Origin of the sequence: Ureibacillus sinduriensis BLB-1 = JCM 15800, from assembly GCF_000772955.1 — a bacterium.
Classification (GTDB): domain Bacteria; phylum Bacillota; class Bacilli; order Bacillales_A; family Planococcaceae; genus Ureibacillus; species Ureibacillus sinduriensis.
Window position 1 is genome coordinate 90,116 of sequence record NZ_JPVO01000049.1, and the last position, 22,030, is coordinate 112,145.

General features: G+C 39.2%; 22 protein-coding genes. 15 read left to right on the forward strand and 7 right to left on the reverse strand.

The window, feature by feature from the left end:
• Positions 1 to 79: 79 nt before the first annotated feature.
• The 5 genes from CD33_RS09280 to CD33_RS09300 all read right to left on the reverse strand — a co-directional run bounded on the left by CD33_RS09280 (position 80) and on the right by CD33_RS09300 (position 3,288).
• Entirely contained in the window at positions 80 to 622 is a 543-nt protein-coding gene (locus CD33_RS09280; RefSeq protein WP_036200296.1) for a DUF3267 domain-containing protein, read from the reverse strand.
• A gap of 279 nt (positions 623 to 901) precedes the next feature.
• The gene (locus tag CD33_RS09285) at positions 902 to 1,459 is read right to left on the reverse strand and encodes an HTH-type transcriptional regulator Hpr (RefSeq protein WP_036200298.1); all 558 of its coding nucleotides are present in this window, start codon (positions 1,457 to 1,459) and stop codon (positions 902 to 904) included.
• Positions 1,460 to 1,625: 166 nt separating this feature from the next.
• On the reverse strand, positions 1,626 to 2,015 hold the full coding sequence (locus tag CD33_RS09290; RefSeq protein WP_036200300.1) for a YtxH domain-containing protein: 390 nt from the start codon (positions 2,013 to 2,015) through the stop codon (positions 1,626 to 1,628).
• Between the two features lie 175 nt (positions 2,016 to 2,190).
• Positions 2,191 to 2,724 (reverse strand): tryptophan transporter, encoded by a 534-nt coding sequence (locus tag CD33_RS09295; RefSeq protein WP_036200303.1) that lies wholly within the window; start codon positions 2,722 to 2,724, stop codon positions 2,191 to 2,193.
• 144 nt (positions 2,725 to 2,868) lie between these two features.
• Positions 2,869 to 3,288 carry an HIT family protein gene (locus CD33_RS09300; RefSeq protein WP_036200304.1) on the reverse strand — a complete coding sequence of 140 codons (420 nt, stop codon included), beginning with the start codon at positions 3,286 to 3,288 and terminating at the stop codon, positions 2,869 to 2,871.
• 106 nt (positions 3,289 to 3,394) lie between these two features.
• On the opposite strand from CD33_RS09300, the gene CD33_RS09305 reads away from it, so the two are divergent.
• On the forward strand, positions 3,395 to 4,135 hold the full coding sequence (locus CD33_RS09305) for an ABC transporter ATP-binding protein (protein ID WP_036200305.1): 741 nt from the start codon (positions 3,395 to 3,397) through the stop codon (positions 4,133 to 4,135).
• A complete protein-coding gene (locus CD33_RS09310; protein WP_036200308.1) occupies positions 4,128 to 5,327 on the forward strand; it encodes an ABC transporter permease in 1,200 nt (399 codons plus the stop codon). Before CD33_RS09305 ends, CD33_RS09310 begins: the two co-directional genes overlap by 8 nt.
• A 78-nt stretch (positions 5,328 to 5,405) precedes the next feature.
• Here the strand turns inward: CD33_RS09310 and CD33_RS09315 are convergent, their stop codons facing one another.
• On the reverse strand, positions 5,406 to 5,924 hold the full coding sequence (locus CD33_RS09315; RefSeq protein WP_036200310.1) for an antibiotic biosynthesis monooxygenase family protein: 519 nt from the start codon (positions 5,922 to 5,924) through the stop codon (positions 5,406 to 5,408).
• Between the two features lie 420 nt (positions 5,925 to 6,344).
• Between CD33_RS09315 and hemE the strand changes: the two genes are divergently transcribed.
• From hemE to CD33_RS09335, 4 genes are all read left to right on the forward strand, one after another.
• Positions 6,345 to 7,391 carry a uroporphyrinogen decarboxylase gene (gene hemE / locus CD33_RS09320; protein WP_036200311.1) on the forward strand — a complete coding sequence of 349 codons (1,047 nt, stop codon included), beginning with the start codon at positions 6,345 to 6,347 and terminating at the stop codon, positions 7,389 to 7,391.
• Positions 7,392 to 7,491: 100 nt separating this feature from the next.
• Positions 7,492 to 8,424 (forward strand): ferrochelatase, encoded by a 933-nt coding sequence (gene hemH / locus CD33_RS09325; RefSeq protein WP_036200313.1) that lies wholly within the window; start codon positions 7,492 to 7,494, stop codon positions 8,422 to 8,424.
• Between the two features lie 19 nt (positions 8,425 to 8,443).
• Positions 8,444 to 9,862 carry a protoporphyrinogen oxidase gene (hemG, locus tag CD33_RS09330; protein WP_176400095.1) on the forward strand — a complete coding sequence of 473 codons (1,419 nt, stop codon included), beginning with the start codon at positions 8,444 to 8,446 and terminating at the stop codon, positions 9,860 to 9,862.
• Positions 9,863 to 10,079: 217 nt separating this feature from the next.
• Positions 10,080 to 10,631 carry a FixH family protein gene (locus tag CD33_RS09335; protein WP_036200315.1) on the forward strand — a complete coding sequence of 184 codons (552 nt, stop codon included), beginning with the start codon at positions 10,080 to 10,082 and terminating at the stop codon, positions 10,629 to 10,631.
• A gap of 260 nt (positions 10,632 to 10,891) precedes the next feature.
• On the opposite strand, the gene yhfH is transcribed toward CD33_RS09335, so the two are convergent.
• Entirely contained in the window at positions 10,892 to 11,017 is a 126-nt protein-coding gene (yhfH, locus tag CD33_RS19845; protein WP_084591308.1) for a protein YhfH, read from the reverse strand.
• A gap of 293 nt (positions 11,018 to 11,310) precedes the next feature.
• Here yhfH and CD33_RS09340 point away from each other — a divergent pair, with 293 nt between their 5' ends.
• The 9 genes from CD33_RS09340 (at position 11,311) to CD33_RS09380 (ending at position 21,930) form a co-directional block, all read left to right on the forward strand.
• Positions 11,311 to 11,517: a helix-turn-helix transcriptional regulator gene (locus CD33_RS09340; protein WP_036200317.1), complete on the forward strand. Its 207-nt coding sequence runs from the start codon at positions 11,311 to 11,313 to the stop codon at positions 11,515 to 11,517.
• Complete coding sequence (locus tag CD33_RS09345; protein ID WP_036200319.1) at positions 11,514 to 12,191, forward strand: DUF3169 family protein; 678 nt, start codon at positions 11,514 to 11,516, stop codon at positions 12,189 to 12,191. Before CD33_RS09340 ends, CD33_RS09345 begins: the two co-directional genes overlap by 4 nt.
• 105 nt (positions 12,192 to 12,296) lie before the next feature.
• The gene (gene lplA, locus CD33_RS09350; RefSeq protein ID WP_036200321.1) at positions 12,297 to 13,289 is read left to right on the forward strand and encodes a lipoate--protein ligase; all 993 of its coding nucleotides are present in this window, start codon (positions 12,297 to 12,299) and stop codon (positions 13,287 to 13,289) included.
• Positions 13,290 to 13,555: 266 nt separating this feature from the next.
• Positions 13,556 to 14,260, forward strand: a complete 705-nt coding sequence (locus tag CD33_RS09355) for a response regulator transcription factor (RefSeq protein ID WP_036200324.1) — start codon at positions 13,556 to 13,558, stop codon at positions 14,258 to 14,260.
• Positions 14,260 to 15,240, forward strand: a complete 981-nt coding sequence (locus tag CD33_RS09360) for a sensor histidine kinase (protein ID WP_036200326.1) — start codon at positions 14,260 to 14,262, stop codon at positions 15,238 to 15,240. The genes CD33_RS09355 and CD33_RS09360 overlap by 1 nt, the downstream gene beginning before the upstream one ends.
• Before the next feature lie 50 nt (positions 15,241 to 15,290).
• The gene (locus CD33_RS09365) at positions 15,291 to 16,067 is read left to right on the forward strand and encodes an ABC transporter ATP-binding protein (RefSeq protein WP_036200328.1); all 777 of its coding nucleotides are present in this window, start codon (positions 15,291 to 15,293) and stop codon (positions 16,065 to 16,067) included.
• Positions 16,039 to 17,970: an FtsX-like permease family protein gene (locus CD33_RS09370; protein WP_036200329.1), complete on the forward strand. Its 1,932-nt coding sequence runs from the start codon at positions 16,039 to 16,041 to the stop codon at positions 17,968 to 17,970. The genes CD33_RS09365 and CD33_RS09370 overlap by 29 nt, the downstream gene beginning before the upstream one ends.
• 184 nt (positions 17,971 to 18,154) lie before the next feature.
• Positions 18,155 to 19,705, forward strand: coding sequence for a fatty acid--CoA ligase family protein (locus CD33_RS09375; RefSeq protein ID WP_036200331.1), 1,551 nt, complete (start codon positions 18,155 to 18,157; stop codon positions 19,703 to 19,705).
• 227 nt (positions 19,706 to 19,932) lie between these two features.
• Complete coding sequence (locus tag CD33_RS09380) at positions 19,933 to 21,930, forward strand: S9 family peptidase (RefSeq protein ID WP_036200333.1); 1,998 nt, start codon at positions 19,933 to 19,935, stop codon at positions 21,928 to 21,930.
• Positions 21,931 to 22,030 lie beyond the last annotated feature (100 nt).

Consider the following 22,030-nt stretch of genomic DNA (forward strand, 5'->3'; position numbering starts at 1 on the left):
TAAGGATACAAAAAATGTCAATATAACACAAGTAAATGCTTCTCTCCAAAAAAACAGAAACTATAGGCAAAACAGCTGACTAAATAATTGACGGAACTAGAATTTCGCACCCTTTAGGTGTTTCTTCAATAACGGAATTTTTTGGAGCACGAATTAAATTTTTAATAAATAATAAGTCGATAAAACAAATACTACAATGATAAGCCAACAGTAAGCATGAAAAATGTGCGTACTCTTCATAAGTAACGGCAATCGTTATGAGGAGGCCATTAATTACAATGAAAGGCATTGATAGGGTGAATACATATCGTTTTTTCGGAATGATTGCCTTTATGCGCATTTTGATGATTGGAATGAATTTATACTCTATTTTCATTCTTAGTTTTACCGACTTTCTATACTCAAATAATGAATAGTAATGAAGCAGTTTATGGATTGGGTAAATGAGCAAGAAGCTAAGTACAAATAACCAGAAAACATCATCTCGATAAAATGCTGGATGGATACGACCGAAAGCTAAAAACGATAGGGAAAAGACAATTATAAAGAGTGATATCGCCATAATTGTTAGCCATGTGGAGCCATATTCCTTTTTTATGTTAATTGTTTTCCAACAATGCAAGATGGACGACCCCTTTTCATGAATTTTGTTCAAGGTTGCTGTTAGTCTGGACGAAATTAGATCAATGATTATGTATGTTTATTGTGAGCATCTAATTTTTATTTTTACTTACTTTTGCAGTGAAAATATTGTAAATGATATAAAAGGGAATTGCTACACTATTTCAAAAAAAAAATACAAAGGCCTAAAAAAGTGAAAAGAAAAAGAGTGTATCGCTACACTCATAATAATCCTTGATATTCAATTTTGCACTATACAAGCTAGCCACTGTGTTTCATATTATCTTTCGACAATCAGTTGTTGATTTTCGTTTTCAACAATAGAATCTTTGAAGTTTTTAAATGAACGTTCAAATATTTCGATAAAATCTTCACCATAAATGTTACGAATAACGGCCATAACATCTAAGAACTCTGGGAATCTACCATATAGTTCCTTTAATGCTAGAGATCCTTCAAGGATTGAATGATGTGTATCGTAATAATGGTCGTACATTTCCAAAATTAACTCAGAGCCTTTTTGCGTAAGTTCCACATACGTATTCCGTTTGTCATCATCACGTTTAGAGAACTCCAGTAAGCCACGCTCCTCAAGTTTCTTTGAGAAGTTGAAAGCAGTAGAAACGTGCATAACACCAAATCTGGCAACATCCGATATGGATGCTCCTTTTAAATGAAATGCTATCCATAAAATATGGTGTTCATTAATGTTTAAATCGTAAGGCTTAATCCATTGCTGCCAATCTTTTTCAACCGCTTTCCATAATGCCTTGGATAATTGTGCAATTCGTTGACTGTAAAGCATGGCTTCTTTCATAGTGTATGAATTTTCTGACAAAGCAAACACCTTCTTTCATTTACATTATGAAAATATTATAGCAGTAAAAGAAAAAAGTTTAAAGTTAGAAAAATTAAATAATTGAATTAAGGTGAAAAAATGTTATAAATTAGTAAAAAAAGGTTGAAATATACTCATGAAAAAACCATTTTTTAGTAAGAAAGAATTACTCAGTTTCTTCATCTTTCTTCTTCTTATTATTTAATTCCGATAGATTATTCTCGATTTCTATAATAGATTTCTGTAATCCATCTATTTCTTCTTTCAATTTTGCAGTATCTGGTTCAATCTGCTGGGTAAATTTTGAAATGGATTGTTTTAATTCATCCATTATTTCTGGGATATTATTGTTCACTTCATTTTTTATTGTTGCAATCGAATCTTTTACGCTCAAAGAATGGTGCTTAACTTCCCCAAGATATGATTTTGCAATGTTGGAATTTCTTTTGATATTCGATCTAAGTTGTCTCCCTGATTGCGGTGTTGTAAAGAGCAATGCTGTCAGCCCTCCGACCACACCAGCCGATAATCCGATTAAAAAAGGTTTTGCACGCATTTATTTCACTCCTTGTGATATGTATCTTATTATATTTTTTTCCTTTAATATAAAATTTCCTATTCTTAACCATATTAAACCATGAATTGTACAAATTAAAAAGAAGGGATGCATGAAAGGTTTAAAATGCAAAAAAGTGCAGACAAGTCGTATTAGACTATGTCTGCACCCGAAATTATGCTTGTGACACGGATGTTTTGAAATTTGCCCGTTTTAAAAGGTTTGTAATAATTGGGTAGATGATGATAAACGCAATTGCATTCATTACAACGCCAGGCAGTACAACAGCTACAAACAATGCGGTAAATGCACTTCCTCCTGGTAAGCCAACTAAAATGGATGCCATGGAAAGGAAGATAGTTCCTGAAAGAATTGTACCTAACCCGACAAGTACTGCACCTACAGCTATCTTCTGGATTAAACTGCGTAGTGCCAATACAATTACAAAGAACACAATACCTGTTATCGCTTTATCGATGATATTCGGGAAAAAGCCACCGGGGAATGTTGAAAATAATCCGGACAGGACACCGGTTGTAATTGCCAATAATAATGTTTCCTTGAATGTGGGGAATAAGATAATCCCTATAAACATCATTGTCAGCATAAAGTCGGGTTTCATCCCTTCTCCATAACCCGGTATGATTAGGTAAAGAGCTGCACCTACGCCAACTAAAAGCGCCATTAAAACTAAGTTTTTCGTATTCATTTTCTAAACTCTCCTCTACAATTCTATTCTCTTAGATTCCCAACGTGCACTCATTGCCGTTGGCGAAACTTAAATTGATTTTAATCTCTATAGATATATTTTGCAACCTCATGTAATAGAATACTAATATTATAGTATCTTCTATTATAGATGTTCTTTAATTTGTGCAGCTACAGATTGAAGTACATCAGCTGTGAATTCCCCTTGCTTTGTTTCCCATGTAACCTTAAGCCCATCAGTCTCATCGTAGCGTGGAATGAAATGCAGATGGTAATGGAATACCGATTGTCCTGCAAAGGCGCCATTATTATTGATCGTATTTAAGCCTTGTGGCTGGAAGGCCGTTTTAATTGCGTTGGCAATTTTTGGAGCGGCAGCGTAAAGGTTTTTCGCCACATCTTCGGGCATTTCGAATAAATCTTGAACATGCTGCTTGGGAATAAGTAATGTATGGCCTTTTGTTAGAGGGAAAACATCCATAAATGCATATACGTTTTCATCTTCATATACTTTTGTGCTTGGAATGGATCCATCAATTATTTTACAGAAAATGCAATCACTCATTTGGAACATCCTTTCAAAAACATTTTAAAGTAATTTTAACATATGGGAACTGATTCTATTCACAATTTTTGTTAAACTGAAGAAAGAATGGAGTGACTAAAAATTTATGACAGTTCTACAATTAACAGACGTTACAGGTGGTTATACAAGAAAACCAGTAATTAAAGAATTATCTTTTACTATCGGTGAAGGTGAGCTGGTAGGTTTAATCGGTTTGAATGGTGCTGGGAAAAGTACAACGATTAAGCATATTATTGGAACACTCTTGCCTCAAAAAGGCGAAATTCGATTAAATGGCGTGACATTAAGCGAAGATCTTGATAAGTATCGCTCTTCGTTTTCATATATCCCGGAGACGCCCGTGTTATATGACGAGCTGACTCTGAGGGAGCATCTTGAGTTAACCGCAATGGCCTATGGTATAGATGAACAGACATTACAATTGCGCTCGCAAAGTCTGTTGAAGGAATTCCGCATGGAGAAACGCTTAAATTGGTTTCCTTCCCATTTCTCGAAAGGGATGCGCCAAAAAGTAATGATTATGTGTGCATTTCTAGTGAACCCACAATTATATATCATAGACGAACCCTTTGTTGGGCTTGATCCACTGGGGATTCAATCCCTGTTGGAACAAATGGATGAGAAGAAGAAGGATGGTGCTTCCATCCTGATGTCTACGCATATTTTATCGACAGCGGAAAAGCATTGTGACCGGATTATATTGCTGCATGAAGGGCGAGTGCGAGCACAAGGGACGATGGACGATCTACGGGGTGCCTTCGGGATGCCAAATGCAACTTTGGATGACCTTTATATTGCCATGACAAAGGAGCAAGACCATGAATAATTTGCAGGATGTATGGTCAAAGCGGTTTAACCATTATATGACGGAAGTGCAAAAATATATGCGCTTCGTGTTTACTGGGCATTTGGCAATTGTGTTGGTCTTTGTCATCGGTGCGGTGGGCTATCAGTATAGCGAATGGTTGAAAGTGGTGGATGCCACTTTTCCAGCAGAGTGGATTGTGGCACTGGCGATTGGCTTCCTATTGGCCCTTAGTCGTCCGGTTACCCTGCTGAGGGAACCGGACCAGGTGTATTTGCTGCCGCTCGAATCAAAAATGACCACCTATTTTAGCAGTGCACTTAAATGGACATTTTGGTCGCAAATTGGACTTGCCATCGTTATCTATATTGTCGCAATACCATTATTGAAGGCCGTGACGGAATTATCTTCAGGGCAGATTTGGTTGTGCGTGGCGGTCATTATCGTTTTAAAGTACTTGAATGTGCATATCGAGTTCAACTATCGGTATGCAAACCGTGGGGCCAGCTTAAGTATAGATCGGATGGCAAGGGGGGTACTTTCCATTCTGACGATCCAATCCGCTCTTACTGAGGGGTATTCCTATGTGATCATCTTCATCATTCTATTATTTGTGTATAATCGTACGTTAGCGAAAAAAGTGAAGATACAGCCCATTCCTTATGAACATTTTGTAAAGGTTGAGCAAAATCGAATGATGGGCTTTTATCGGTTTGCCAACTACTTTACGGACGTTCCACATTTACATGGTTCTATCCGGAGACGAGGCTGGTTGAATTTCATCTATTCGATTGTGCAACATAATCAAAATGGCACACAAAGCTATTTAGTATACCGTACTTTTATCCGAACGGACGATCATTTTTATTTATGGGTTCGGTTAACCGCTATCTCTGGATTGATCGCATTGCTCGTCAATATCCCCATAGTGACCTGGGTTGTTGCAGGGGCTTTGTCTTTCGCCACTACGATCCAATTAAAATATGCCCTGTTATCATCAGGTGATTTTCGTATGGATCGACTTTACCCGGTGCATGGCTCACAACGTAAAAATGCCGTCCGAAAAGTATTGAGGCTCTTTATGGTCATACAAGCGATTATTGTCATGCTTTGTTCTGTGGGACAACCATTGTTTTTTGTAACTGGAATTCTTATTGTTGCAGTCGGGGAACTAACATTCCTCATGACAAAGGATCCTTCGCGTGAATATTAATGTAAAAGGAGTACGAAAGCTGCTGCATAATGGCTTTCGTACTCCTTCTTTTATTATCGTAAATAATGGGAATGCCGGCTATTTTTCTTCAGAAATTTTTCCTGAATAAGTAGTTACGTAACTTGAGGCGTTGAAAATGTTCTGTTGCTGGACGCCGGGGGTAGTACGGTCGGGTTTGCTATGTGCTTCTTTGAAGGCCCTCGAATTTTTCCACGCTTCAAAAGAGCTGGGACCAGTCCATTGGGTAAGCACAATATACGTATCAGAGGCCAGTGGGCGCAGTAAGCGATAGGCAATGAAACCGGGTTCGTTTTCGATTGCGCGAGAACGGCTTAAGAACCGTTTCTCGAATACCGGCCGGCCTTCATCCGACACAGGAATGTTATTGAAAACAAAGTACCCTGTTTGTTCAATGGGATTCACACTGTCAATGACTTCGTATTTGCGAGGTGTTGAAAAAACAGTTTTTCCTTCGGTTTCATGTAGGAGAACGGAGTTGCCTGCACCGTGCAGCACGATCATCTTCTCTTTAGGCAAGTATTTTCTTCGCAAGTTATCCATAAAATCAGCAGTTCCGGAAGTTAAGTAAATATACATATGCATCAGACCCCTTTTATTGAAAGTTGCATTCCAACTGAAAGTATCAGTAAATTTGCAATACCTCCATCAATCGATTCTAAAACACTACTTTGACGCTGTTTATTTTAATAAGAACAAAATAAGATTTTATTGTCAAAACTTTTGATGGAAAACGTTAGTTTATAGAACAATTTTATGACATTTGGTCGATAAAACTATACAATATCCCGCTAAAAGTATATATTTGAAAACGGATATCAATGACACATTTACACTCATTGTTTGCTCAAAATAGCTATTTGAATAAAATAACTATCTTGTCGAATAATAATACGTTTTAGCAAGAAAAGGCTTACAATTCTAAAAACTCAAATTTGGAAGATGCCTCAAAAAGATGCGAGAGCGTAATTAATTTAAAGTCGAGGGGAAGGTACTTAGATGAAAGCATTTAATGATACATTACTGCGCGCTGCAAAGGGTGAACGAACAGAATACACTCCAGTATGGTATATGCGTCAAGCAGGCCGTTCTCAACCTGAATACCGTGCAATCAAAGAAAAATATTCTCTTGAAGAAATTACTCATCAACCGGAATTATGTGCTTATGTAACAAGATTACCGGTAGAAAACTATAATGTGGATGCGGCAATTCTTTATAAAGATATTGTTACACCATTACCAGGTATCGGTGTCGATGTGAAAATTAAAGCAGGAGTTGGCCCGGTTATTTCGAACCCTATCCGAACAGTTGCGGATGTCGAGAAACTTGGGGAATTCAATGCGAAGGAACATACACCATTCGTACTAGAAACAATCAAATTGCTTACACAGGAGCAATTGAATGTTCCGTTGATCGGCTTTGCAGGTGCACCGTTCACTTTAGCAAGTTACATGATTGAAGGCGGTCCTTCCCGTAACTATAATAAAACAAAATCATTCATGGTTTCAGAACCGCGAAGCTGGTTTGCCCTAATGGATAAACTGGGTGATATGATCATTGCAGACATTGCTGCACAAGTGGAAGCCGGAGCCAAAGCCATCCAGATTTTCGACTCTTGGGTTGGCGCTTTGAATGTAGAGGATTACCGAGTGTTCATTAAACCAGTAATGACACGTATTTTTGGTGAACTGCGCAAAGAAAATGTACCATTAATCCAATTTGGTGTTGGGGCTAGCCATTTAGTCAACGAATGGAATGACCTTCCAATCGATGTTGTCGGCTTGGATTGGCGCATGCCAATTCGTAAAGCACGCGAACTGGGTGTTGAAAAACCTGTACAAGGGAACCTTGATCCATCGCTGCTGCTTGCAGATTGGTCTGTAATAGAGCAACGAACAAAAGATATTATCGATCAAGGACTTGAAGTGCCTGGGCACATTTTCAATCTGGGTCATGGGGTCTTCCCGGAAGTGAATCCGGATGTATTAAAACGTCTTACAACCTTCATTCATGAGTATAGCCGTGAGCGAGTAAGCCAACTATGATAATATGCGCTCAACTAAACTATTTTTAGTTTAGCTTTGGATAGTGGAGTAACTGATATAGAAGCAAATCATAAACGAACAAAATTATGAGGTGAACAGATTGAAACCAGTACGTGGATTATTAGTAATGGCCTATGGGACGCCATACAAAGAAGAGGACATTGAAAGATATTACACACACATTCGTCATGGGCGTAAACCATCGGAAGAGCATCTGGAAGATTTAAAAAGCCGTTACAAAGCAATCGGCGGAATTTCCCCGCTTGCCGAAATGACAAAGAAACAAGCTCAAAGCTTGGAAGCTCGATTAAACGAAGTGCAAGATGAAGTGGAATATAAGTTATATATCGGTTTAAAGCACATCGATCCTTTCATTGAAGATGCAGTGGAAGCAATGGTCAATGACGGTATCGAAGAAGCGGTTTCTATCGTGCTGGCGCCCCATTTCTCAACATTCTCCATCAAATCTTATAATGGACGTGCGCAGCAAACGATTGAAAAATTAGGAAGCAACATGAAGTTGACATCTGTAGAGTCTTGGTATTACGAACCAAAGTTCATAGAATACTGGAAGCAAGCGGTCAATGCGGCATTCGCGGATATGGCCGATGAAGAACGTGAAAAAGCTTGCCTGATTGTTTCAAATCACTCTTTGCCAGAAAAAATTAAAGAGGCCGGCGATCCATATGAAGAACAGTTAATTGAAACTGCACGTTTAATCCAGGAAGCGACTGGTGTTAAAAACGTGGAAGTGGGTTGGCAATCTGCAGGTCAAACACCGGAACCTTGGCTGGGGCCGGATGTTCAAGATTTAACTCGTGACCTTTACGAAGAAAAAGGTTACCGCTCATTTGTTTATGTTCCGGTAGGATTTGTTACGGAGCATTTAGAGGTCTTATATGATAATGACTATGAATGTAAAGTGGTATGTGATGAGCTTGGAGCGAACTATCATCGCCCTCCAATGCCAAACACGCATCCCCTATTCATAGATGCAATGGTTGACGCTATTTATAACAAGTTATCGCATTAAATTGAGTGCAGGAAGTGTGATGAGGGTGACAGGGGACAGACGAAAAGTTGCTGTAGTTGGTGGTGGCGTCACCGGGTTGACAGCGGCATACTATTTACAAAGATCAGCAAAACTGAATAACTTGCCGGTGGACGTTGTTTTAATCGAATCTTCTTTGCGCTTAGGAGGAAAAATCCAAACTTTGCGTAAAGATGGGTTTATTGTTGAACGGGGTCCTGAATCTTTTTTAGATTATAAAAATAGTGTTCGCGATTTGGCGAGGGATCTGGGTATCGAGCAACAAATGATTCCGAATAACGACGGTCAAACTTACGTGGCAGTAGGTAGTACTCTATATCCTATACCGAATCTATTGACGTTTGGCGGGGCACTTGAAGTCTCCTCATTCATTACTTCCGGATTATTTTCTTTAAGTGGCAAGCTTCGCGCTGCTGGGGATTTGCTATTACCGAAGATTAAAGATGAAGAGGATGAACCAATCGGTGATTTCTTCAGGCGTCGCTTCGGTAAAGAGGTTGTAGAAAACTTGGTTGAACCATTGCTTGCTGGGACTTTTGCGGGGGACATCGACCATTTAAGCATTAAATCCATGTTCCCGCAGTTTTATCAACTGGAGAAAGAACACCGAAGTTTGATCCTCGGCTTAAAAAAATCGGGTGAGTCATTTAGAAATGACCATATTGAGCGATACCAAACATTTCAAAACGGATTAGAAACATTAATTGAATCATTGGCCTCACAATTACCGTCAAGTTCAATTTACAAAGGTGTTAAAGTGGAATCCATCGATCGGTTGAATGATGGGACGGTCCAAATTTTTTCCAACAATATAGCCCCTATTAAATGTGACGCGGTCATTATGACAACACCGTTTAATGCAGCAAAAGAGGTATTGGATCATTCAGGTCTTTTTGACGGGCTTCCCAAAATGAAATATGCAACGATTGCAACGGTAACAATGGCTTTCAAGCAGGGAGAATCGAAAAAGTATAAGGACGCCATGAACTTTTTTGTTTCAAGAAACAGTGACTTTGCCATCACGACGTGTACATGGTGTAACCATAAATGGAATGATGTTGCCCCCGAGGGATATGATTTAATGCGGGTTTACATCGGGCGTGTGGGGGATGAAGCGATCGTTGAACTATCGGATAGCGATATCGAAAAAAACGTATTGCGGGATCTGGAAAAGGCAATTGGATTGAAAGACGCGCCTCTATTTACAGTAGTTTCACGTTGGAAAGAATCCATGCCCCAATACACGGTAGGCCATGATAACCGCATGGAAGCAATGAACCAATATTTGTCTACACACTTTCCCAATGTAAAGCTTGTCGGCAGTTCCTACGAAGGAATAAGTGTGCCGGATTGTGTATTACAGGGCAAAAATATTGCACTGGAATTATTGAACGATTTGTTTGAAATGCAAAATGCTTGATGAAAAGAGTAGCCTCCGAGATTTGGAGACTGCTCTTTTGTATGTTCAGCACGTTTGGTTCAGGGGAAACAGGGAAGCCATGTTCACAATATTATCGATAGTATTGTGAACATGGGTACGTTATACTAATGTTGGTTCAAACATTCCCATTTTGACTAAAATAGTGAAGTGTTGGAAAGATAAAAAGTATAAACAGATGGTGATGGAGGAAAAATCAATGAAAAAATGGTTACTAAGTTTACTGGCAGTGCCTGCATTGTTAGTTGGCTGCGCATCGGATGAAGCAAAAGTGGATACAAATGATGAGCCGATCGATGCCGCTGCATTGGAAGTTATAGTCGACATCCTGACACCAGAGGAAGTAAAAGTAAATGAAACAATAGAACTGGCTGCCCATATCACACAGAATAAAGAAAATGTGAATGATGCACAATCTGTCGAGTTTGAAGTATGGGAATCAGGTTTCCGTGAGGATGCACAAATGATTGATGGCGAATTGGAAGCTGATGGTGTTTATAAAGCAGAAATAACTTTTGATCACGATGGAGTATATTATATGTATGCACATACAACGGCACGTGGATTACACGTAATGCCAAAACAAAAAATTATCGTGGGCCAACCGGATATGAGCAAAGTAAAAGAAGATGATAGTGACAATTCAATGGATATGAATATGGAAGGACATGTGGATACGTCTGAAGCCGATGGAGAGATGAACCACACCGACCATGATTCTTCAGATGAAAGTGAACATGATCACGAGTAAGAAGATACATTATTAGGACAGGTTGCAGAAATGGAATTCATGTGCAGCCTGTTTTTCTACTTTCACGAAGGGTGAAGTTATGTTTTTGCGACGGACCTTTTTCGAGGAAGTAGTCAATGTACATCCAATCATTCAGTAGATGGAAAAACCCCTCAAAGCATGAGCGTGCTTTGAGGGGTTTGTTGTGTAAGCAGTTTACTTATAGGTTCATCTGTTATAGATGAGGGTCCAAAAATCAATAATAAAACGAATGACGACGACTATAGAGCGTTACATTTTTCGCAAGTGCTGTTGTAGCATTCGCTTTGTTCTTCAATTTTGTCTCCACATTGCACACATACTTTATCAGGTAAGTTTTTGAAAAACTCAACAACGTTTTCTAACATGCCTTCGCCCCTCCTTTTTGGATATCTGTTATATTACTGATTTGATATTTTTAATTGTATTATAACAGTTTGAATTCGTCAATACCCTCCCGTCTATTAAAATAATTTTTTTTTACAATAATGATTGAACAAAAAACATAACTTTTCTCATCTTGTAAAATCCTTTCATACAACTAATCAAGAATTTTCCCTTAGACCACTTATCACGAAAGAATGTAACAGTTCTTTTTATTTTTGACTAATATAGTTGTCAAAATGACGTTAATCATTTACTATCGAATTGAGGTGAAGAAATGAAAACTCGACTCAAAGAATTAAGGGCAAGGGATGGGCTTAACCAGACGGAACTTGCAAAAAAAGCAAAAGTTTCCAGACAAACGATCAGTTTAATTGAAAGAAATGAATATATGCCGTCCCTTATTATTGCGGTTAGAATAGCAAAGGTATTTCAAGAGCCGATTGAAGATATATTTATTTTTGCCGAGGAGGAATTGTCGTGAAGTTGTTTGTCTTTTATACAGGAATATTGATTTATGGTTTATACGGATTGAAAGCAAGTTTTAATGATCGGGTGATGGATGAGAATTTGTTAATTGCCGTTAATTTATCGGTTATTTTATGTTTAATGCTTGCCCGTCTCAACATAAATAAAGCCGTGCGGGGTAGCAAGATTGAAGTGGAAATTGAAAAGGAAGATGAACATCTAGCCGAGATGGAGAGAAAAGCTTATTCAGCTGCGATATACATACAAGTCGCCTTCTCGCTAGCAACGATTGCCACACTTGTTGGCTTTATTTTACTAAGGGAAAGTCAGCCGAAGATTGTCCTTGTTAGCTTCCTATTAATGGCAGTGTCATTTTTCAGCTTATTTCCGAATGAAAATATTATTAAAATTACGAATCCTACATTCAAAATGCCGCATCCCAAATCGAAAAACTATCAACAACAATACTTTGACCAATTTGATGATGGGGAAAAATATGTCATGCTTAAGGGTCTTTATAAAATTTATTCCCTTATTACTTGGGGATTGATCATATTGGCGTTTATCCTTATGTATTACTCTGTCTTTTCGGGGAACTCGCAAATAATGAGCATTATTGGAATCGGTCTTTTGTTCATGCTCGTACAGGTCAGTTTCACGCAGAGCCTGAAACCTCATAAAGCTGACTAAATATTAAACGGGACAGCTTTTTTCATTGAAACTTACTAATAATGGCATAACTCGTGATTTTCTTGATATTTCGTGTAAAATAGAGGCTATAGAGGAGTGAAGACAGTGTATTTTGTTGATAACAAGGGGATTACAGACCCACGCATAAACTTGGCGATTGAAGAATTTGTTTTGAGAAATATGGATATCGAGAAGGATGATTTCCTGCTGTTCTATATTAATCAACCATCCATCATTATTGGGAAAAACCAGAATACAATAGAAGAAATCAATACAGATTATGTTGAAGATAATGGCATTATTGTGGTAAGACGTTTATCCGGCGGTGGAGCAGTTTATCATGATTTAAACAATTTGAATTTCAGCTTTTTGACAAAGGACGATGGAAACAGCTTCCATAACTACAAGAAGTTCACGCAACCTGTTGTGGATGCATTGGAGAAATTGGGGATCAATGCAGAACTTTCAGGGCGAAACGATATATTGGCGGAAGGCCGCAAAGTGTCGGGGAATGCGCAATATTCCACTAGAGGACGGATGTTCAGTCATGGAACATTAATGTTTAAAACGGATGTTGATGCGGTGGTATCTTCGTTAAAGGTGAAAAAGGATAAAATCGAATCAAAAGGTATAAAATCGGTACGTTCCCGTGTAGGTAACATTTCGGATTATCTAAAAGAACCAATGACAATTCAAGATTTCAGAATGGAAATTTTAAAATCCATCTTTGGCGGCGAAGATAAGATTCAATACTATGAGTTAACTGAGGAAGATTGGAAAAAAATCCATGAAATTTCCGAGGAACGTTACCAAAAATGGGAATGGAATTATGGGAAATCGCCACGCTTCAATATACAAAAAACAAACCGGTTCCCTTCAGGCGGCATTGATATACGTCTAGAGGTGAATAAGGGGATTATTGAAGAAATCAAAATCTTTGGGGACTTTTTTGGTGTCGGGGATGTGGCGGACATTGAGGAGCTGTTGGTCGGTGTGAAGTATGATCGTACAAGCATTGCTGAAGCAATGGGTGACATTGATACAACACATTACTTTGGTGCCGTAACAAAAGAAGATTTCTTGAAATTAATTTATTAAAAGTTAGGTGACTCTAAGTACTTTAGAGTCATTTTTTTATTGTAAAATAGGCTTGAACCAATCTAATCACCGCTAACTTATTACAGAAATCCATCCTGTGTCGCAAAAGAGATACATACTAGCGCGTCCCCTGTTTATGGGGGGACTCTTTTTTGATACACTATTAAAGTGTGAATACTAATTAGACAGAAGTTAACCATGAATTAGAGTATTATGGAGCTTTTTATATAAAATTATAGCATTCCAATAAGAACGGGGGAATGAACATGGAAACAACAAGGATTTTTATTGTAGAGGATGATCAAAAAATCGCCTCTCTTTTAGCGGATACATTGAGAAAATATCAATATGAAGTTGAAATTGTCAACAGCTTTGAAGGAATAGTTGAAGAAACGCTCGCCTTTGCGCCCCACATTATTTTGCTGGATATTAATTTACCTTCTTATGATGGATATTACTGGTGCAGGCAATTAAGACAGTTTACGAAATGCCCGATTATTTTCATTTCGGCACGCTCAGGGGAAATGGACCAAATTTTCGCATTGGAAAATGGCGGCGATGATTTTATAACAAAGCCGTTCAACTATGAAATTGTCCTGGCCAAGATTCGAAGCCACTTACGAAGAACGTATGGTGAATATTCTTCCCGGCAAGAAGAAAGAACGGTATCTCTGGGCCAGCTTACTTTATATCTCGAGCGTATGGAATTACATAAAAAGAAGATCGAAATTCCTTTGCAAAGAAAGGAATGCATTATTCTGGATTTACTGATGGGACAGGCCCCAAAGGTAGTCTCCCGGGAAAAATTGCTTGAGGAGCTATGGGATGACCAAGCCTTTGTAGATGAAAATACACTGAATGTCAATATGACGCGGGTTCGCAAAAAGTTGGCCGATTATGGTGTAAGTTCCGTCATCGAAACAGTGCGTGGAGCTGGTTATCGCTTTGTCCTCAACCCGGAGGAAGAGTAATGGGGATGAAGTTATTTATAAAAGAACATATTTCCTTCGTATTGTTTGAGATATTGATTGTACTCTTTATCCTGTCGCTTTATTGGCTGGACGGATTTCGTAATATGAGCACGGCCATTTACACGATGATTATCAGCTTGATACTCATTATTTCATTTTTGGGTTTCCGGTATTTTAGAAGACAAAGCTACCTAAATAAAATCACTAATTTGCCCCAAACGATGGAAGATGCATTGCAAAAAAATGCGAAGTCTCCGGAACATTTCCAAACCGAAAGTTATTTGCAGGAACTATACCGAGTTTATCAGCATGAGGTTCAGGTACTTTATGCCTCGCAAAATAGGCAGGAGAAGTTTTTGAATCAATGGATACACCAAATGAAAACTCCTATATCCGTGCTTGAATTGTTATTGCAGGAAGAGGCGCCGCTTGATAAGAAAAGCGTACAAGAGGAAGTCGATCGCATCAAAAGAGGGCTTGAAATGGTGTTGATGAATGCACGGCTGGAAAAATTTGAGGACGATATGCAAATAGAGCAGGTGTGCCTGAAACAAATTGTGAATGCAACAATCAACGAAAATAAGCGTTTATTTATAACAAATCGTGTATTCCCGGAAACACATATTGAAGAAGGGTTGATCGTTGCAAGTGATTCAAAATGGTTAAAATTCATTTTAGTGCAATTTATTACAAATGCAGTAAAATACACGTTTGAACAAAATAAACGTATTCTCGTCACTGCAACAAAAGCCGGTTCGGAAGTAAAGTTGACGATTCGTGATGAAGGAATCGGGATTCCCAAATCCGACTTAACGAGAGTGACAAAAGCCTTCTTCACAGGAGAGAATGGAAGAAAAACAGGCGAATCGACAGGAATGGGTTTATATTTGGCAAGCGAAATTTGCGAAAAACTGGGCCATCAATTCGAAATTGAATCCGAAGTAGGGGTGGGTACGACAATAACTCTTACATTTCAGTAAATGTTGCAACTCTTCTAACTATGAACTTTACGATAAAGAGGGATGAAACGATGTCAATTTTACAAGTACAAGATGTGACAAAAGTATATGAGGGAAAAGTGACAAACCGTGCACTGAACCAGCTTTCTTTTGAGGTTGATAAGGGAGAGTTTTTGGCTGTGATGGGGCCATCCGGCAGTGGTAAATCCACCCTGCTCAATTTGATTTCAACCATTGATCGCCCAACATCCGGAGAAATCATTTTTAATGAGATGAAGCCCCAGAATTTAAATAGTAGTGAATTGGCTTATTTCAGAAGAAGGGAGCTTGGTTTTGTTTTCCAAGATTTTAATTTATTGCCCATGCTGACGGTGGAAGAAAATGTTGTGCTCCCTTTAACGCTGGATCAGAAACCTGTAAAAGTGATGGAAGAACGTTTAAGCCTTCTTGCCGAAAGGTTGGACTTAACGGCAATTTTACATAAGCGACCGAATGAAATCTCGGGTGGACAAGCACAAAGAGTGGCAATTGCAAGGGCCTTGATCCATGAACCGGCCATAATTTTGGCAGATGAGCCAACGGGTAATTTGGATTCGCACAATACACGCGAAGTTCTTGAATTGTTAAGCAATATTAATCGGGAAAGACAAGCGACTATCGTGATGGTAACGCATGATCCAATAGCTGCCAGTTATTGTGATCGGGTCTTGTTTATAAAAGATGGGGAGTTTTTCAATGAAATTCACCGCGATGACAGACGCCAAACTTTTTTCCAACGAATACTAAACGTCCTTAGTTTATTGGGGGGAGGGCAAGTGGGTGACCTTTCATCAATTCGCTTACCGTAATGTTATCCGGAATATCCGCATCTACGCAGCCTATTTTATGGCGAGCTTTTTCTCGGTATTCGTATTTTTTATATACTCCATGTTGATGTTCCATCCGGAAATCGAGGACGGGTTTTTAGGGAATGTCCCCATTATCTGGATGGTTGTGGCAGAAATTATTTTAGTGGTGTTTACATGGTTTTTTATATTCTACTCGATGAGGGCCTTTTTAGAGGCTAGGGCAAAGGAATTCGCCATTCTACTCCATTTGGGCATGGAAAGAAGACAGCTTTCGAGGTTGATTTTTCTGGAAACGATTATCATCGGTTCCATCTCCATCATACTTGGCATTATCTTTGGTTATGCTTTCTCGAAATTTTTCTTTATGATTGTCCGCGAAATTCTGATGCTGGAAGATTTGCCATTGTATCTTTCCTGGGAGCCGTTTTTATTAACAATTGGCGTTTATTTTAGTGCCTTTATTCTTATATCGCTATTCAGTGTGCATTTTTCCCCTGAACGAAAAGTCATTGATTTGTTAAATGGGTACAAAAATATTCAAATTGATGTGGACTTTACGAAGGCAAAGGCAATCCTGGGCATAGTACTGATTGTTATCGGATATGTGCTGGCCCTGCTGACGACGAGACAGACGATGGTTGTCTTTTCCGTTTTCATCCCATTCTTGATCATAATAGGAACCTATTTGTTCTTCACCGATACAACACAGTATTTTGTTGACAGATTGAAAGGCAGAAGGCTGATTTATTGGAAAAAATCAAGGATGCTGCCGATGGCGGAGCAAACCTTTATCTTAAAGAACAATGGGAAAATGTTTTTTGTCATGACGATTGTGACGACACTGGCTTTTTTATCGATTGGTTTATTGGCTACATTGTCTTCCTATACTTCCCAGTATGATAAATTAAATCCTTTGGGGCTAATATATAAGGGGCATATCGATAATCCAAAAGAGCGGGATCATATATCCTCCCTTATAAGCGAATTGGAGGACAAAGAATTATCGTATCAATTAACGCGATTTACGGTATTGAAGCAGACTTCCTCCTTTACAAAGTTTGAAGTGGAGGTTTTTAAAGAATCTGATATTAATAATCTGCTTATATCTTACGGGTATCCGATGGTGCGCTTGTCCAGAGGGGAAGCGATGTTCATCCCCTACTCGAAGGATTCGATAAAAGAGTTGGCAAAGAAAAGGGTAGAGACCGTTTTACTTGAAAATAATGTGAAGCTTACGATAGATCAAGTTTATCCACAGCTTATTTTCCCGCCTTCCATTGTCAGCCTGAATTCCATTATTATTAGTGATGTGGATTTCAGAAGATTGGTGAAGCCATATAGCATTTATCCACATGAAGAACCAGGATATCATTTGTTTACATTTGATATCCCACAGTGGGTGGAAGCGGACGAAGTGGGTGTAGCCCTTCAACAAGAAGTGGCGGAAGAATATTTAAAGGAAGAGTATGAGCTTCCATACTATTTTGAAAACGCCGGGTTGAATTACTCCTATATCCTATCAACTTATTCATTATTTACTTTAGTTGGGTTGTTGGTGGCGGCCGTCTTTTTATTGGCAGCGGGAAGTTTTATCTACTTTAAGCTCCACACGAGTTTGGAAGCGGAGAAGAAAAAATTTGATGTCCTGAAACGTATGGGCATTTCAAATAATGAGCTGAAATCATTGGTAACAAAGCTTTTATTGCCGCAATTCTTCCTGCCATGGGGTGTAGCTTTATGCCACAGCCTCTTTGCGTTCTTTGCACTGCAAAATATATTGAAAAATTTTGCGAATGTCTCCATCGTAAAAGAAGTTGTTTTTGCATTTGTCTTTTTAATTATCCTGGAGATTATTTATTATAATTTGATTCGTTGGAGATATATTGCTCACGTTAAAGAGTAAAGCGAGAAATGTTATAAGTAGAATAATGTTTAATTTTCAATGGAAAAATAGTCATAAAATACAGAAAAATATTGTTTTACTAATATATTTATTTTATAATATCTGGTAAATGAATAGTTATTCATTTTTATTTTGTTTACATTTGAAGTGTGAACGAAAGTCAAATGCAAAGGGGATGGGTGTTTTGAATTTAGTTGAACGCGTTCGACAAACCGCATTAGAACAACCCGAAAAACATGCATATCATTTTTTAGGGAGAGACACTACATACGGTGAATTTGAACAGAGTGTTGGTAGATTTGCAGCAGGCCTTCAGCGAATAGGGGTGGAAAAAGGGGATCATGTGGCGTTATTGTTGGGGAATACACCACATTTTTTAATTTCGCTGTATGCAACCATGCGAATCGGAGCAACTGCAATTCCTGTAAATCCGATGTACACACAAGATGAGATTGCGTATATCATTCAAAATGGTGACGTGAAGACCGTCATCGCATTGGATATGTTGCTGCCTTTAGTGGAAGTAGGGGTGAAAGTTCTTCCACAGGTAGAGAACTATATCATTTGTGAAACAGGCGACGGTTTAAGTGGAAAATTGAATGGACTATCAAATCGTGCACAAGAGGTAACAAAGTCGTTCTCTCAGATTCTGGCATCCACAACGGAATCGGTCGACCCGATTAAGGTAGAAGAAGAGGATGTGGCAATTATTTTATATACATCCGGCACTACTGGATATCCGAAGGGGGCCATGCTGACTCATCGAAATTTGTATTCCAATGCCCGTGATGTGGGTGATTATCTTGGTATGACGGCAGAAGACAGGGTAATTGCAACATTGCCGGTATTTCATGTATTTGCCCTTACAGTTGTTGTGAATGCACCGCTATTGCAGGGAGCCACAGTTTTATTGGCACCGCGTTTTAGCCCGGGTGAAATCTATGAACTTGCGGGAAGTCAAAAAGCGACCGTCTTTGCTGGCGTGCCGACAATGTATAATTTCCTCTATCAGTACGAAGGCGATGCCAAGCAATTCAAGCATCTGCGTTTAGCTGTATCCGGAGGTGCGCCATTGCCGATTCAAGTGCTTCAAGATTTTGAAACGAAGTTTAAAGTGAAAGTGTCGGAAGGATATGGTCTTTCCGAAGCGTCGCCGGTAACATGTTTCAACCCGCTAGATCGTGAGCGAAAAGCTGGCTCCATTGGAATGTCGATTTTAAACGTTGAAAACAAAGTAGTCGATGAGAATGGGACGGAAGTGCCTATAGGTGAAGTTGGGGAATTGATCGTTCGTGGTCCAAATGTGATGAAAGGCTACTACAAGATGCCCGAAGAAACAGCAAATGCAATCAGGGGCGAATGGTTGTATACAGGAGATTTAGCAACAAAGGATGAAGATGGCTACTTCTACATCGTCGATCGAAAGAAAGACATGATCATTGTCGGAGGATTTAATGTATACCCTCGCGAAGTGGAAGAAGTGCTATATACACATCCAAATGTGGTCGAAGCTGCAGTTGTCGGTTTCCCGGATGTAAATATGGGAGAAGCGGTGCATGCTTACGTAGTGCTGAAAGATGGCGGCGCATCAGTAGACGAGCTTCAGGAATTCTGTGCACAACGGCTTGTAAAGTATAAAGTACCAAATGCCATTGAATTACTAGACGAACTACCAAAAAACTCGACCGGAAAAATACTACGTCGTTCCTTAAAAGAAGTCCTTAAAGCGAAATAACATAAATTTCCAAGTGGTGTCTCTCAACAGAGACACCACTTTTTTAGTAGTGCCAGGCCCACAAACAATTAAGAATTTTCAAAATTGTATTAGAATTGTTTGTGTGCCTGGCACCTGAACAAACGTGAATATTGTGAATTGTTCCGAAATTGTTTGTGTGCCAGGCACTCCATGTGATAATATTTATATTACGGGAATCGAAATAAAATTTCGGAAGGGTGGAAATGATGGCAGAAAAAAGAGTTGTAGAAAAAGAGGATTTATTCAAAATCCAATCTGTTACAAATCCACAGCTTTCTCCAAATGATAAGGAAGCTGTGTTTATCAAAACGAAAATAGATGAACAGGAAAATAAATACTTCTCGGAAATCTTTCACTTGAATGTAGAGACAGATGAAGTGACGCAATGGACTTTTGGGAAAGAACGTGTATCTTCGCCCAAATGGTCGCCGAATGGTGAGCAAGTTGCTTTTATCTCCAATCGAGATGAAAAAAATCAAGTGTATATAATGAATAAATCAGGTGGGGAAGCCAAAAAAATCACCAATGTTGAGTCAGGTATCAATTCCTTTTTATGGTCCCCATGCGGAGAGAAAATCTGGGTTACAAGCAGTTTAAAAGAAGGTGCTGCTTTTACAGACAAAACCGAAGAAAAGAAACAAGATAATGAAAAACCAACCGCCTATATAGTGGATAAAATGCGTTATAAAATGGATGGTTTAAAAGGGCATGGGTTAAGAAAGCAATTGGTGCATTCCCAAATTGCCATACTTTCATTAAAAGATGAATCAATCGAACAATTCTCGGAAGGTAAGTATTCTCATTCGTTGTACGATATTTCACCGGACGCCAAAAAGATCATTATCGGTGTAAACCGTGAGGAACACGAAGATTATGATTTTAGACAGCCGTTGATTATGGTCGATGTCGAGACAAATGAAGAAACGGTGCTAGTGGATCATGAAGGCTATTACGGTGGAGCGAAGTTTTCATATGATGGCAGCTATATCGCCTATACCGGAAGTGATGCCTCATACAAAAACGCTACACATACAAATGTTTATATTTATGATATAGAAAATGGCACGACCCAAAACCTAACAGAGAGTATCGACAGTCCAGTAGGTGATTATGCTGTGGCTGATACACAGCAAGGGGTGAATGCCCCAAGCATTATGTGGACGGAGACGAACGATCTTTACTTCCAACTATCCACCTCGGGAGATGTGCAACTTTATTATGCCAGCCTGGAAGGGGCGATTTATCCTGCTTCTCCGGAGGGTGAGCATGTTTACGATTATGCCATTTCCAAGGACGGTCAATTTGCATTGGTCGGTGTATCGAATCCAACCTTCCCGGGTGAGTTATTTATTTCTGAAATTGCAAAAGGTGAAAGAAGACAAGTCACTCATTTCAATGATGAATGGCTAACAGAGGTAAAACTAGCTAAAGCAGAGCCGGTTACCTATACTAGCACGAATGATTGGCAAGTCCATGGCTGGTTGATAAAACCCGCTAATTTCGAGGAAAATAAAAAATACCCTTTAATCGTTGAGATACATGGTGGCCCTCATACGATGTACGCCAACTCATTTTTCCACGAATTGCAATTGCTGGCGGCAAAAGGCTATGGTGTACTATATGTTAATCCGCGTGGCAGCCATGGCTATAGCCAGGAATTTGTGGATGGCGTGCGCGGGGATTATGGCGGTGGCGACTATGAAGATATCATGGCTGGTCTTGACTACGTACTGCGTGAAGAAACATGGATTGACGAGAATCGCCTGGGAGTAACAGGCGGAAGCTATGGCGGATTTATGACCAACTGGATCGTTGGCCACACCGATCGTTTCAAGGCAGCAGTGACACAACGAAGCATTTCGAACTGGGTAAGTTTCTTTGGTGTGTCGGATATCGGATATTATTTCACGCCATGGCAAATCGGTACAGATATGCTGGATCCGGAAAAACTGTGGGATCATTCCCCGTTGAAATATGCCAAAAATATCGAGACGCCTTTATTGATCTTGCACAGTGAACTCGACTTCCGTTGCCCGATTGAACAAGGTGAACAGTTATTTATTACTCTAAAATCAAAGGGAAAAGAAACAAGCTTTGTACGCTTCCCGGACAATGATCACAATTTATCCCGTACCGGTACACCGAACTTAAGAGTTCAACGATTGGAACAAATTGTGTCATGGTTTGAACAATATTTAGTGTAAGCTGATAAGGATTCCTCCCCGGTAGTGAAAAAAACGGCAATGTCCTGTAAAATGGAGGAGGTAGTCAAAAAAAATCATCGGTTTTGTAACAATCAACGAT